Origin of the sequence: Aeromonas sp. 602658, assembly GCF_049173005.1 — a bacterium.
Classification (GTDB): Bacteria; Pseudomonadota; Gammaproteobacteria; order Enterobacterales; family Aeromonadaceae; genus Aeromonas; species Aeromonas veronii_A.
This window is the reverse complement of record NZ_JAAKRF010000003.1, coordinates 55,572-69,799: the sequence shown is the minus strand read 5'-3', so window position 1 is coordinate 69,799 and position 14,228 is coordinate 55,572. Positions and strand designations below refer to the sequence as shown.

Annotated in this window: 10 protein-coding genes; 6 read left to right on the top strand and 4 right to left on the bottom strand. The window is 60.9% G+C overall.

Annotated features, from left to right (window positions below; genetic code table 11):
- Positions 1-87 precede the first annotated feature (87 nt).
- Both G5253_RS04940 and G5253_RS04935 read right to left on the bottom strand, forming a co-directional pair.
- Positions 88-807: a substrate-binding periplasmic protein gene (locus G5253_RS04940; RefSeq protein WP_421202761.1), complete on the bottom strand. Its 720-nt coding sequence runs from the start codon at positions 805-807 to the stop codon at positions 88-90.
- Positions 808-898: 91 nt separating this feature from the next.
- Entirely contained in the window at positions 899-1,921 is a 1,023-nt protein-coding gene (locus tag G5253_RS04935) for an MBL fold metallo-hydrolase (RefSeq protein ID WP_421202760.1), read from the bottom strand.
- A 155-nt stretch (positions 1,922-2,076) separates the two neighbouring features.
- Here G5253_RS04935 and G5253_RS04930 point away from each other — a divergent pair, with 155 nt between their 5' ends.
- The 6 genes from G5253_RS04930 (at position 2,077) to pdxY (ending at position 11,528) form a co-directional block, all read left to right on the top strand.
- Positions 2,077-2,976: a LysR family transcriptional regulator gene (locus G5253_RS04930; protein WP_421202759.1), complete on the top strand. Its 900-nt coding sequence runs from the start codon at positions 2,077-2,079 to the stop codon at positions 2,974-2,976.
- Between the two features lie 101 nt (positions 2,977-3,077).
- Positions 3,078-4,358: an L-methionine/branched-chain amino acid transporter gene (gene yjeH, locus G5253_RS04925; RefSeq protein WP_421202758.1), complete on the top strand. Its 1,281-nt coding sequence runs from the start codon at positions 3,078-3,080 to the stop codon at positions 4,356-4,358.
- Positions 4,359-4,750: 392 nt separating this feature from the next.
- Positions 4,751-6,298, top strand: a complete 1,548-nt coding sequence (gene cadC / locus G5253_RS04920) for a lysine decarboxylation/transport transcriptional activator CadC (protein ID WP_421202757.1) — start codon at positions 4,751-4,753, stop codon at positions 6,296-6,298.
- Between the two features lie 731 nt (positions 6,299-7,029).
- A complete protein-coding gene (cadB, locus tag G5253_RS04915; RefSeq protein ID WP_033136539.1) occupies positions 7,030-8,364 on the top strand; it encodes a cadaverine/lysine antiporter in 1,335 nt (444 codons plus the stop codon).
- Positions 8,365-8,441: 77 nt separating this feature from the next.
- On the top strand, positions 8,442-10,574 hold the full coding sequence (locus G5253_RS04910) for a lysine decarboxylase CadA (RefSeq protein WP_236347354.1): 2,133 nt from the start codon (positions 8,442-8,444) through the stop codon (positions 10,572-10,574).
- A 93-nt stretch (positions 10,575-10,667) separates the two neighbouring features.
- Positions 10,668-11,528, top strand: a complete 861-nt coding sequence (gene pdxY, locus G5253_RS04905; protein ID WP_421202756.1) for a pyridoxal kinase PdxY — start codon at positions 10,668-10,670, stop codon at positions 11,526-11,528.
- A gap of 76 nt (positions 11,529-11,604) precedes the next feature.
- On the opposite strand, the gene G5253_RS04900 is transcribed toward pdxY, so the two are convergent.
- Together G5253_RS04900 and G5253_RS04895 are read right to left on the bottom strand one after the other, a co-directional pair.
- Positions 11,605-12,042: a PliI family lysozyme inhibitor of I-type lysozyme gene (locus G5253_RS04900; RefSeq protein WP_100654304.1), complete on the bottom strand. Its 438-nt coding sequence runs from the start codon at positions 12,040-12,042 to the stop codon at positions 11,605-11,607.
- Between the two features lie 58 nt (positions 12,043-12,100).
- Positions 12,101-14,134, bottom strand: a complete 2,034-nt coding sequence (locus G5253_RS04895; RefSeq protein WP_421202755.1) for a M13 family metallopeptidase — start codon at positions 14,132-14,134, stop codon at positions 12,101-12,103.
- Between the last annotated feature and the right edge of the window lie 94 nt (positions 14,135-14,228).

Genomic DNA, 14,228 nt, shown 5'->3' with positions numbered 1-14,228 from the left:
TCCGGTTACCAAGTTGAATGAAGAAGCCGCCTCGCAAGAGGCGGCTTTTTTTATGGCTGTTTGGGGCGGCGAGCGGATGCGGTATCGCTACTTCATCAGCTTCTTCACCTCGTCACTGGCCAGTGCCTTGTTGAATTTGTCCCGCGCCTCTTTCCCCTTGGCGGAGTTGGTAAAGCAGACGTGGAGAGACTTGTCCTCAAGGATCTTGCCGTTGAAGCCGAGGTTGGCGGCAACGTCCTTGAGTTGGGGATCGCTCTCCAGCAGATAGGTCATCACATTCTGGTCGATGACCGCCAGATCGAGCCGACCGTTGCCGAGCTTGAGCAGGTTCTGGCTGTCCGAGCTGGTGGCATCGGCCGAGAGTGCCTTGCTGGCCACTTTTTCGTCGAACTCGGTGGTATTCACATAGCCGGTGACGACACCAATTTTCTTGCCCTTGAGGTCATCAAGGCTCTGCCAGGTGACCGGCTGATCGGCTCGCTGGGCAAAGCCGAGGGGGCCGTTACCTATGGGGTCGGAGAAGAGGCAGCTGCTCTTGGGGTCGAGATACTCGGGGAAATAACCCAGTACCTCGGGGTTGTTGGTCGCCTCGTCCACTGCCCGCTGCCAGGGATAGAACTTGATGGTCAGCGGGTCGCCAGCCAGGGCAAAGGCTGCGGTCACCACCTGACTGCTCTTGCCCTGCTCAGGGAGGCTGGCGCTGGTGTAAGGGGGCCATTCAAGGCTGGTCAACACCGCCGCCTGAGCGACCGACATGCCGAACAAGGGAAGAGTGGCCAGGGCGAGGTGCTTCCAATTCAGGCTCATAGAGATAACTCCTTGTGGTCAAACACCCCTTAAAGATAGTCCCCGGTGTCGATTGCGGATGCCGGCCATGGCTGACCGGCATCCGTGCCAGCTATTTATTGTCGATATTCTCCGACTGCCAGAGGGCATAGCCCTTGCCGGAGGCCGTGGTAGGCAGATCAATCTGCATCAGGTCGTTGCCGATGACAAAGGGGCCCGAGTAGCGGGCGCGCAGATCCTGCGCCAGATCTTTGACTCTGATCTTGCCGTTGAGGCCGATATGGCTGAACACGGTCAGCGCCGGTTTGGCTTCGTTCATTACCCGGGCCGCCTGCTCGGGGGAGGCGAGGTGACCGGCGATCGCCTTGTAGCCGGGGTTGGCCTTCATCTGCTCGGCAGAGGTCATGGAGACGCAGTGCACCAGCAGGTCGGCCCCTTTGGCCTGCTTCACCACTTCGGGGCTGTAGCGGGTATCGCCGGAGAGCACCACGCTGTGGCCGTGATAGTCGATGCGATAGCCGAATGACGGCTTGATGTTGACCCCGTGGTCGTTGTCAAAGGCGGTTACCTTGACCCCGTCATGGTTGTAGACCACCCCGGCGGTGACCTCGTGGCTGTTGATCTCCACCCCGTCCAGCGGCGTTCCCTCATCCTTGACCCGGGTGGCGATGTCGGTGGCGTAGGCCTGCTGCAAGCCACGGGCGAGAGCTGTGGTGCCTTTGGGGCCGTAGAGTTCCATCGGCGCGTGGCGCTGGCCATAGGCTGGTTGCAGCCAGCCGGTCAGCCAGAGATCCGCCAGCCCGTTGGTGTGGTCGGAGTGAAAGTGGGTGAGGAAGAAGGCGTTGACCCGGCCGATGGGGATATGCAGCTGCCACAGGCGAGTGGCGGAGTTGCGGCCAAAATCGAACACCAGCTTCTGGTTGCCCGCCTCGACCAGAGTGCTGTAGCCGCCACGACTGATCTGGGGTACCGGAGTGCCGGTGCCGAGCAGGCTGACCCGAAAGATATCGGGCTGGGCTTGAGTTGCTGAGGCAGGGGCCTGATCGTGGTTGCTGATAAAGCTGCTCTCGGCAGCCTGACTGGCGCCGCTGGCCAGCAGACCGACCAGTAATGCGGCCAGATAGGTACTTTTCATGGGGATTTATCCTGTGGGGAAGGGATGGCATCACTGTATTGGTAACCAAAAGTTGAATAAATTGGCTAAAATCTATTTCTTACTAAACTTTTGGTTGTGAATCAGTGCCCTGGTCGCGGGCCAAACGGCCTTGAAACGGGCAAAAAGGAGGGGTTGTGGACCGATTGACCAGCATGCGTATCTTCACCCGGGTGGTGGATCTCGGCTCCTACAGCGCGGTGGCGAGCGAAGAGGGGATCAGCGCCCAGATGGTGGGCAAGCATGTGCTGGGGCTGGAGCAGTGGCTGGGGGGCAAGCTGTTTCACAAGACCACCCGCCAGCAGACTCTCACCGAGCTGGGCCAGCTGTTTTTGGCTCGCTGCCAGCGGGTGCGGGAGGAGCTGGCACTGACCGAGTCGCTCACTCAGAACCTGCTGGCCGAGCCGGCCGGACTGCTGCGCATCGCCGCTCCCCTCAGCTTTGGCCACCACCGGCTGGTGCCGCTGCTGCCCGCTTTTCTCGACCGCTACCCCAAGCTGGATCTGGATCTGCAGCTCACCCCGCGCTGGGTCGATCTGGTGGAGGAGGGGTTCGATGCCGCCATCCGTACCCTGCGCCCGCAGGATGAGGCGCTGATCGCCCGTCCGTTGCTGACTCAGCACTACCGCCTCTGCGCGGCCCCCGACTACCTCAATCGCCACGGCGTGCCCCGTCAGCCGGCCGATCTCGCCCGCCACCAGTGTCTGCACGGCAACTGGGGCGAGCACGAGCGTTGGCAGTTTGTCGGGGGCGATGGCCAGAGCGAGGAGGTGCGGGTCGCCTCGCGCCTGCGCATCAATCACTGGCCAGCCTTGTTGACGGCTGCGCTCTCGGGGGCTGGCATCACCTTGCAGCCGGCCGAACAGGTGCGTGAGCATATCGCTGCGGGGCGTCTGCTGCCGCTGCTTGGCCGCTATCAGAGCCCGGCCAAGACCCTCTACTTCATCTATCCGGCGGCGCGGCGACAGGTGCTCAAGATCACCCTGCTGGGGGATTTTCTGGCCGAATCCCTGCAAGCTGGGCCCGAGCCCGAATAAAAGGCTGCATATTCTCGCAGCCGCGCTTAACCATCGTGCTTAACAAAGGGGCGGAGCAGGCCTAACATGGCGGGATGTTTTTCTAGTCGGGACAAAAGGATATGTCTGGGTTGAAAAAGGATCTCGGGCTCTGGCAGGGGATGGGGCTGCTCGCCACCTCGCTGCTCGGCACCGGGATCTTCGTGGTACCGGCGACTGCCGCCTCGCTGGCGGGTGGGGCCTCGCTCTGGGCCTGGTTGCTGCTGATAGCGCTGGTGCTGCCCATCGCCTTTACCTTCGCTCGCCTCGGCCGTCGCTATCCCCATGCCGGCGGTGCGCCGCACCTGATTGGCCTCGCTTTTGGCAACGGCGCCGAGCGCTTCTCCGCCTTCCTGTTTCTGGCTGTGCTGCCGGTGGGGCTGCCTGCCGCCCTGATGATTGCCGCCGGCTTCTGGCATGCCCTGTTCGAGATGGGGGAGTGGACCCTCTGGGCCATCCAGCTGCTCACCCTGCTCGGGGTATTCCTGCTGGGGCTGCGCGGTGCGCGCTCCTCCGGCAATCTGCAACTGCTGATTGCGCTGGCCATTTTGGGGCTCACCCTGCTTATCTGGTTCAAGGGGGAGGTGAGCTGGCGCGATGCGGCCCGGCCGCTACCGAGCGCGGATGAGTGGCCCCCTATGGCCACTGCGCTGGCGGTGATGTTCTGGTGTTTCGTCGGGTTGGAAGCCTTCGCCCACATGGGGGAGGAGTTCAAGCGGCCGGAGCGGGATTACCCCATCGCCCTGCTTGGCGGGGTACTGCTGGCGGGGCTCATCTACTGGATCCACTCGCTGGTGGTGCTCAAATACGGCCTCTACGGCGATGAGGCGAAAAATGCCACTGCTATCCCTTCCCTGCTGGCGCTGCTGTTCGGCCCCACCGCCAAGTGGCTGGTGGCGGTGCTCGGCTACCTCTCCTGTTTTGCCAGCATCAACATCTACATTCAGGGCTTTGCCCGGCTGATCTGGAGCATGGCGCGGGAAGGCAAGCTGCCCCCCTCGCTGGCCGTGCTCACCGCGCGCGGCGCGCCGCTGCGGGCGCTAGGTCTGGTGCTCGCCATCTGCCTGCTCTGCATCACCCTGATCATCTGGTTGCGACTGCCGCTCGATGAGCTGATCCGCTACGCCAACGGCAACTTCGTGCTGGTCTACCTGCTCTGCATGGCGGCGGGCTGGCGTCTGCTCGGCGGGGTGGGCAAGGGGCTGGCGGGGATAAGCGTGCTGCTCTGCGCTCTGGTGCTGGTGGCGCTCGCCACCCAGGTGCTCTATGCAGTGGTGCTGAGTCTTGGCTACGGCTGCTTCTCGCTGTGGCGGCGTCATCTGCGCCGTAGTCGTCAGCAGGATGCGCTCTCAGTGGCGAAGTAACATCTCCCCGATGGTCGAAGAAATGAGAAAGCCCTGATGTTCAGGGCTTTTTGATTCCGGCATATTGGATGCTCATATGAATACTAGTTGGCACGCTATTTGCCGAAAAGTGCGGTGTCGGATCAACTCAACGGCGATTTATAGCCAAAAAAAGTGGGATCCAGCTCCCGTTTTGCTTAAAGTGATCCCTTCCGATCCCGGTGGTCGGAATGCCCGCAAGGATGCCCTTCAGACGTAAACAGGATGGCCTGGCCAGACTGGCTCTCAGAGATGTGATTGCTTCGGTTCTCTTTTTATCTGTCACCTGTGGTGATAGCGCCTTGTTCCGTTCAGTCAGCCCGGGTTTTGCGTCTCTCTCATCGTGCATTGTCACCATCTGCAGCGAGTGAATCATGAGCGAATCGGTTTTTGAGATCCACGACTGGACCCTGAGCGTTGACGACAACATGTTGTGTCGCCCCGACCGCGAGGTCTACCTCGAACCCAGACTGGTCAATCTGTTGCGGTTTCTGGCCCATAATGCTGGCACCGTGTTTGGCCGCGATGCCCTGATCAACGAGGTGTGGGATGGCGCCGAGGTGACCGATCAGGTGGTGACTCAGTCCATCTTCGAACTGCGCAAGATCCTCAAAGATGGTCGCACCGATGCGACCGACTATATCGTCACCGTACCCAAGCGCGGCTACAAGCTGGTGGCACCGGTGCGGCCGCTACAGGTGGTTTCCGTGGTGATGGCGGACGAGCAGCCCGCGGTCAATACCACTCTCTCAGACAACCCGACTCTCTCCGATCTGAGCCCGCCAGCGGCTCTTCAGGATGATGATGCACAGCCCAATGTCGCCCCTTTTCCCGCCGGGCCCCTGACCCGCGCCATCTCCACCCATGCCAAGGATGCCCGCAGCCGCTGGAAGATGGTGAGTTTCGATATCTTCGTTGCCATCGTGCTGATCGCCATTGTCAGCATGCTCAGCTACCAGCACACCAGCCCCCAGGTGCATGCCATGCTGGATCCCAATCTGCTGGTGTTCCGCTTCCACTCCGGCATGGATGACAACAACGAGAACGTGCGCCTCGCCGATGGCATTACCCGCGCCCTGATGGGGGAGGTGGCCGTGGCTACGCCGCTGCGGGTGCAGTACGGCGCCACCACTCTGATGGGGGGCATCATGCCCGGCAAGGAGCTGAGTGTGCGGGTCACCCGCCAGCCCCGTGGCACCTATCTCGATCTGGAGTATCGCAATATCAACACCAACCGGGTGCTGTTCAGCCATCAGTACCAGCTCAGTCGCCACAGTGTGCACGGTGTGTTGCAGGCGAGCAGCCAGGATCTGCTGCGCGCCCTCGACCAACCCGATGCCGAGCCGGGGATGGGCTGGCCGACCGATGATGCCTCCCTGATGGCGATGATGGAGGCGCAGTACTACATCAACAGCCGGGATCCGGTCGCCCTCAAGCGTGGGATTGATCTGCTGGAGCAGGCGTTGATTGCCCATCCGGATCAGCCGCTGCTGTTGGCGGAGCGCTATCTGGCTGGCGAGGCGCTGGCCACCCTGGCGGGCAAATCCGAGAGCGAGCGGCTGCAGGGGATTGGCACCCATCTCGCCAGCGTGGTGCAAAACAGCGGCGCTCTCCCTGCTCGGGTGTGGGAGGCGTTGACCCTGCAGGCGATCCTCAACGGCCAGCAACAGCAGGCCAACTATCTGCTGGAGAAGGCGGCGAGTCGCGGCCGCTCGGTGCTCTATTACATACTGCAGGGCAAGCTGGCGGAGCTGGACGGTCGTCCCGAGGCGGCGGGTGATGCCTACAGTCAGGCCTTTCTGATGGAGGCGACCGAGCAGACCTATCTGCTCTGCCAGCAGCTCGGTTTCTACAGCAATATGGAGAGCCTCACCCCGGCTCTGTTCAATGCGCTGGGTCAGAGCAAGGTGAAGCTCTTCTAACTCCGCAGTGTTGGTTTTCCCCCGGTCGGTGCGGTTGCCGACCTCATCCACAGGCTGCCTTCGGGCGGCCTGTGCTGTTTCTGCTTGTTTCAATCCTGCTTGTTTGCCACCGGGGATAGTCGTTCTGGTGCGGCCCGATTTATCCCCCACCGCTCCCCACTTGCCTTTGTCTTGCACGCGGCATTCTGCCCGGCTTTGCGCCGCGCTCAGCTTGTGACATCTGCTCATGGTTGGCGGCGGGATAAGCTGTCTGTCTCGACCCATTTCTCATTGCTGACCGGTTATCGCCGTTGCGCTTTACCTCTGAGCCTGGATTGTGATGAGCCGAGCGGCGGGGCGAACAGGAGGTGAGCGGCCACTCAGGGTGATGATCCGCAGGGCTTCCAAATGGCCGCAAGGGCAGGGGGCGCAATGGGAGCTGCTTTATCCCGGGTTTATCTGGCCAAAAATATCAAGACGGCGAGATAAGGGGGTTATCAAGGGGCAAGAATGGGGCAGAAGGATATCAAGGTTTTATCAAGACGGCTGTGTAATGTGATGTCAATGTACTGTTTTTAAATGGTTTTTATCAAAAGTGACGAGGCGGCGAAAAAAGTTGTCTCATATTTTTATCCGTTAGCTGGTCTTTATGTTTTCCGGGGATGAGAGGCCTAGTCTGTGCCCATTCTTTGGCGGGGCGTTCCGCCAAATGTGTATGTGACGACCCGACCTTTTATAGAACCGGAGATCTTATGTCCCTCGATACGAGCAAGAAGATTGGCCTTATCGCCTGTACAGGTGTGGTGGCCGGCAACATGATGGGGAGTGGCATCGCGCTGCTGCCTTCGGCACTGGCCACCATCGGCTCCATCTCTGTCTTTAGCTGGGCAATCTGTCTGGTAGGCGCCATGGGCCTCGCCTTCGTCTTCGCCCGCCTTGCTACCAAGAACCCGCAAGAGGGTGGCCCCATTGCTTACGCTGGCGAGATCTCTCCGGTGTTCGGTTTCCAGACCGGTGTGCTCTATTACCACGCCAACTGGATCGGTAACCTGGCCATCGCCATTACCGGCGTCTCCTACCTCTCGGTCTTCTTCCCCATTCTCAACAGCCCGATCCCGGCCGCCGCAGCCACCATCGCTGCCGTCTGGATCTTCACCTTCGTCAACCTGCTTGGCGGTAGCTGGGTGAGCCGACTCTGTACTCTGGGTCTGGTGCTGATCCTGCTGCCGGTGGTCGGTACTGCGGTGATGGGTTGGGGTCATTTTGATGCCACTGTCTACAGCCAGAACTGGAACACCACCAGCGGCAGCGACCTGCATGCGGTCATCAGTGCCGTGCTGATCTGCCTCTGGTCCTTCGTCGGTGTTGAATCTGCCGCCGTCTCTTCCGGCATGGTGAAGAACCCCAAGCGCACCGTACCGCTCGCTACCATGCTGGGTACCGGTATCGCGGGTGTTATCTACATCCTCTCTACCCAGGTGATCAGCGGCATGTTCCCGGCCGGTGAAGTGGCAGCCTCCGGCGCCCCGTTTGCCATGGCCTCTTCCGCCATCTTCGGTAGCTGGTCTGCGCCGTTTGTTTCTGCCTTCACCGCCCTGGCCTGCTTCACCTCGCTCGGTTCCTGGATGATGCTGGTGGGCGAGGCGGGCAAGCGTGCCGCCAACGACGGCAACTTCCCGAAAATCTACGGTGAAGTGGACAAGAACGGCGTGGCCAAGAAGGGTCTGATCCTGGGCTCCCTCAAGATGACTGCCCTGATGATTGGCCTGACCGCCTTCACATCCCAGTCCGCTCATGCTGCCGATCTCTTCAACGTGCTGACCACAGATGCAGTGCTGCTGACCATGCTGCCCTACTTCTACTCCAGCATTAACCTGATCCGCTTCGAAGGCATGACCTCCCGCAGCATCGGCGCCATGATCTTCTCCGGTGTGGCTTGCGTCTTCTGTCTGGTGGCCCTGATGGGTGCCAAGGGTTCCAACCTCACCGCTACCTTCGTGGTGTCGCTCATCATCCTGATGTTCTACGCCAAAAAACAGGGTCTGCGTCAGCACGACGCCCTGCTCAACGAACAACCCAGCAACTAATTCCCCCTTTTATCTTCCGAGCGCTCTTCACTCACCATCCCTGATGGAGAGCGCCCCATTACGTGTGGAGCATTACGATGAATATCATTGCCATCCTCAACCACCTGGGCGTTTTCTTTAAAGAAGAACCCATTCGCCAGCTGCAAGCCTCCCTCGAGCGCAAGGGTTTCGAGGTTGTTTATCCGGTCGATGTGGCCGATCTGCTGAAACTGATTGAGAAGAACCCCCGCGTTTGCGGCGCCATCTTCGACTGGGACAAATACTCTCTGGGCCTGTGCAAGGAGATCCATGATCGCAACGAGAAGCTGCCGATCTTCGCCTTCGCCAACGACCAGTCCACCCTGGATATTCACCTGACCGACCTGCGTCTGAACGTGCACTTCTTCGAGTACCGTCTCGGCATGGCCGACGACATCGCCCTCAAGATGGGTCAGGCCACTCAGGAGTATCAGGACGCCATCCTGCCGCCGTTCACTAAGGCACTGTTCAAGTACGTGGAAGAGGGTAAATACACCTTCTGTACTCCGGGTCACATGGGCGGTACCGCCTTCCAGATGAGCCCGGCTGGCAGCATCTTCTATGACTTCTATGGCCCGAACGCGTTCAAGGCCGACGTCTCCATCTCCATGCCGGAGCTGGGCTCCCTGCTGGATCACTCAGGTCCGCACAAGGAAGCCGAAGAGTACATCGCCCGTACCTTCAACGCCGATCGCTCCTATATCGTTACCAACGGCACCTCCACTGCCAACAAGATCGTCGGCATGTACTCCGCGCCGGCCGGCAGCACAGTGCTGGTTGACCGTAACTGCCACAAGTCGCTCACTCACCTGATGATGATGAACGACGTGACCCCGATCTACTTCCGTCCGACCCGCAACGCCTACGGCATTCTGGGTGGTATCCCGCAGAGCGAATTCAGCCGCGACACCATCGCTGCCAAGGTTGCCGCGACACCGGGTGCCCAGGCTCCCCGTTACGCCGTGGTCACCAACTCCACCTATGATGGCCTGCTCTACAACACCGGCTTCATCAAGGAGGCGCTGGACACTCCTTACATCCACTTCGACAGTGCCTGGGTGCCTTACACCAACTTCAGCCCGATCTATGAAGGCAAGTGCGGCATGAGCGGTGAAGCGATGCCGGGCAAGGTGTTCTACGAAACCCAGTCCACCCACAAGCTGCTGGCGGCCTTCTCCCAGGCCTCGATGATCCACATCAAGGGTGACGTGGAGGAAGAGACTTTCAACGAAGCCTTCATGATGCACACCTCCACCTCGCCGCAGTACGGCATCGTGGCATCGACCGAGATCTCCGCTGCCATGATGCGTGGCAACACCGGCAAGCGTCTGATCAAGGACTCCATCGATCGCGCCATCTCCTTCCGCAAAGAGATCAAGCGTCTGCGTGATCAGAGCGAAGGCTGGTTCTTCGACGTATGGCAGCCGGACAACATCGACACCGTCGAGTGCTGGAAGCTGGATCCGAAAGATGACTGGCACGGCTTCAAGGACATCGATGACAACCACATGTACCTGGATCCGATCAAGGTCACCCTGCTGACTCCGGGTATGGGTCGTGACGGCCAGCTGCTGGAGAAGGGCATCCCTGCTTCACTGGTCTCCAAGTTCCTGGACGAGCGCGGCATCGTGGTCGAGAAGACCGGTCCTTACAACATGCTGTTCCTCTTCTCCATCGGTATCGATCAGTCCAAGGCGATGCAGCTGCTGCGCGCCCTGACCGAGTTCAAGCGTGGTTATGACCTGAACCTGACCATCAAGAACATCCTGCCGAGCCTCTATCGTGAAGATCCGAGCTTCTACGAAGGGATGCGCATTCAGGAGCTGGCCCAGAGCATCCATGATCTGACCTGCAAATACCGTCTGCCGGAGCTGATGTTCAAGGCGTTCGATGTGCTGCCGGAGATGAAGATGACCCCGCATGCTGCATGGCAGCAAGAGCTGGCGGGCAATCTGGAAGAGGTGCCGTTGCGTGACATGGTTGACCGCATCAGCGCCAACATGATCCTGCCGTACCCGCCGGGAGTACCGCTGGTTCTGCCGGGCGAGATGGTGACTCAGGATTCTCTGCCGGTGCTCGAGTTCCTCGAGATGCTGTGCGAGATCGGTGCCCACTACCCGGGCTTCGAGACCGACATCCACGGCCTCTATCGTCAGGCCGATGGCAGCTACACCGTCAAGGTGCTGCGTTAATCGACAGTGACAACAGTCGAAAGTGACAACAACGGGCCGCAAGGCCCGTTTTTCCCTCCGGAATTCCTGTTCTTATTGCGTGAGTCGCCAATCATGAAGCGAGTGCTCTCCATTCAATCCCACGTAGTCTTTGGCTGTGCCGGCAACAGCGCCGCCGTTTTTCCCATGCGTCGCCTCGGGATCGAGGTGTGGCCGATGAACACGGTGCAGTTCTCCAACCACACCCAATACCGCGAAGGCTGGCAGGGGATGGTGATGCCCGGCGGCCATATCCGTCAGCTGGTAAACGGCCTGGCGGAGATCGGCGTGCTGGCCGAGTGCGATGCGCTGCTGAGCGGCTACCTCGGCTCGGCCGAACAGGGGGAGGAGATCCTGGCGGCGGTGGCCCGGCTCAAGGCGATCAATCCGGCCGCCCTCTACTTTTGTGACCCTGTGATGGGTCACCCCGACAAGGGGTGCATAGTGGCACCTGGCGTCGCCGATTTTCTGAAAACCAGGGCACTGGCCTGCGCCGATATGCTGGCCCCCAATCTGCTGGAGCTGGAACAGCTCACCGGCCGCGATATCCGCAATGTGCCGGAGGCCATCGAGGCGTGCCAGCAGCTGCGCGCGCAAGGGGTCAAGCTGGTGATGGTGAAACACTTGGGCAAGGCCGGCTTTGCCATGGACCGCTTCGAGATGCTGCTGGTGTGCGAGGAGGGAACCTTTCACCTCTCTCGCCCGCTCTACCCTTTTGCTCGCCACCCCATCGGGGTGGGGGATCTGCTGAGTGCCACCATGCTGGCCAATCTGCTGGCCGGTTGTACCCCGGTAGCGGCGTTCGAGCTTACCAACGCCAGCGTGGATGCGGTGCTGGCTCGTACCTGGCTGGAGGGGGCCTACGAGCTGCAACTGGTTGCTGCCCAGCACGAGATGGCGCTGCCGCAGGTCTCCATCCGGGCGACCCGCCTCTGAGCTGTTTGTACCAACAGCAGAAACAACAAAGCCCTGATCATCAGGGCTTTTTATATTTCAGATTCGGGGAGAGGGCTTAGTCTTGCGGGCTTTTGAGCGCCTTGACCACATCCTCTTTGGGCTCCAGCTCCTTGACCTGATTGAAGATCTCCAGCTCCCCTTGCGGGCTGACGGTGTAGGCATCGGCATCCTGATAGCTGCCGCTGCCCGCGCTCTCGATGATGACCACCAGCTCGGGCTGCTTGTCGCCATTCAAATCGACCAGTTTCAGCTCCCGGATAAAGCCGTTACGGGCCATCACCTTGCCATCCTGAAACTCATCCAGTGGAAATTGAGCGTTCTGACCCGAATAGAGTCGCACGTCATAGCTGCCGATGGAGGCGGGCTCACCGGCCCCCTGCACCACCCGGATCACCTGCCCGGAGGGGAGGGTCAGTTGCTTGCTAAATCCCTCTTCGGCCTGTGCCGCCAGCGGCAGGGTCAGCAGCCCTGCCATCATCAATGCTCTGTTCATCTTGCAACCTCTTGCTGTCTCTTGAGTGCAGGCTCCCGGGGAGCCCGCCGTGATGCTGTTACCAGATCTTTACCCGTTTCTGGGGCGGCAGATAGAGCTTGTCCCCCGGCTGGATGTTGAATGTCTCGTAGAAGGCGGGAATGTTCGGCACCACCCCGTTGACCCGGTACTCGGGCGGTGAGTGGGGGTCGGAGCGCAGCAGCATCTGCATCAGCTCGGGGCGATACATCCCCTTCCACACCTGCGCCCAGCCGAGGAAGAAGCGCTGTTCGCCGGTAAAGCCATCCAGCACCGGTGCCTCCTTGCCATCCAGCGACAGCTCGTAGGCCTTGTGGGCTATGGTGAGACCACCCAGATCGCCGATGTTCTCCCCCAGGGTAAACTGGCCGTTGACGAACTGGCCGTTGATGGGCTCGAAGCGGTTGTACTGGGCCACCAGACGGCTGGTGCGGAAGCGGAACTCCTTGAGATCTTGCGGCGTCCACCAGTCGCGCATCATGCCGTCGCCGTCGGATTTGGCCCCCTGATCATCAAAACCGTGGCCCATCTCGTGACCAATGACCCCGCCGATGGCGCCGTAGTTGACCGCATCATCCGCCGTCATGTCGAAGAAGGGGGGCTGCAAAATGGCCGCCGGGAAGACGATCTCGTTGTTGCTCGGGTTGTAGTAGGCGTTCACCGTTTGCGGCGACATGTGCCACTCGTCCCGGTCGACCGGTTTGCCGAGGCGCGCCAGACTGTCTGCGTATTCAAAGGCTTGCGAGCGTTGCAGGTTGCCGACCAGATCATCCGGTTTGATGGCGATGGCGCTGTAATCCTTCCACTTGTCGGGGTAGCCGATCTTGGGGCGGAACTTGGCCAGCTTCTCGAGTGCCTGCGCCTTGGTCTCGGGCGACATCCAGTCGAGCTCCTTGATGCTCTGGCCGTAGGCGGTGCGCAGGTTCTCCACCAGCTGCTCCATCCGCTCCTTGGCCGCTGGCGGGAAGTAGCGGGCCACATAGAGCTGGCCGACCGCTTCACCCAGATGATCGTTCAGCACCCCGAGCGCCCGCTCCCAGCTGGCGCGCTGCTTGGGCGTGCCGCTCAGGGTGGTGCCGTAGAAGGCGAAGTTGGCGCGGTCGGTCTCGCTGTCGAGATAGGGGGCGTAGTCGGTCAGCAGTTGCCACTTGAGGTAGGCCTGCCAATCGGCGATGGGGGTCTGGGCCATCACCTGATCCAGCGCGCTCAGATAGGTCGGCTGGCCGATGATGAGATCCGGCTGGGAAGCAATGCCCGCGGCGTTCAGATAGGCCTGCCAGTCGAGGTGGGGGGCGAGCCGTGCCAGTTCGCTGGCGGGGCGCTTGTTGTAGTTCTTCTCCCGATCCCGCAGGGCGACGTTGTCCCACTGGATGGTGGCGAGCCGGGTTTCGAGGGCCAGAATCCGTTTGGCCTTGCCGCTCGGGTCAGACTCACCGAGGCGGCTCAGCATGGCGGCGATATGCTGCTGGTACTTCTGGCGCAGGGCCTGACTCTCGGTATCCTGCTTGAGGTAGTAGTCCCGATCCGGCAGCCCCAGTCCACCTTGATAGAGGTAGACCGCATAGCGGTCGGGGGACTTGGCATCGGCGTCGATCCAGATGCCAAACGGCGCGCCGCCGCCCATGCGGCCCGACTGGGCAAAGGCACGGGCCAGTGCTGCCTGATCACCGATCCGGTCGATATCGGCCAGCGCCGGTGCCAGCGGGGTGAGCCCCTTGGCGTCACGGCCTGCCTGATCCAGATAGCTGGCGTAGAGATCGCGGATCTGCTGGGTCGGCGTGCCGGTGGCGGCCTCCTGCTTGGCCAGCCCCTCGACCAGCACCCGCACATCGGCGAGGGATTTGTCCCGCAGCATGTAGAAGGCGCCATCGGCGGGGCGATCGTCGGGGATCTTGGCGGTGGCGAGCCACTTGCCATTGACGTAACGGAAGAAGTCATCGCCGGGTTTGACCTGGGTGTCCATATTGGCCAGCGCCAGCCCGGAGTGTTTGGGGGAGTCTTGCGGTACCTGACTGCAGCCAGCCAGCAGGGCCAGTCCAATCAGGCCGGCCAGTAAGCTTTTCTTATTGTTCATCTTGTTTGATTCCAATTCGGATTGTTTGCTTCCCTGCCCATCTTCCTTGCTCCAACCGGTTATACGACCGCCTTGCGGCCAGCCCGGTGGAGAG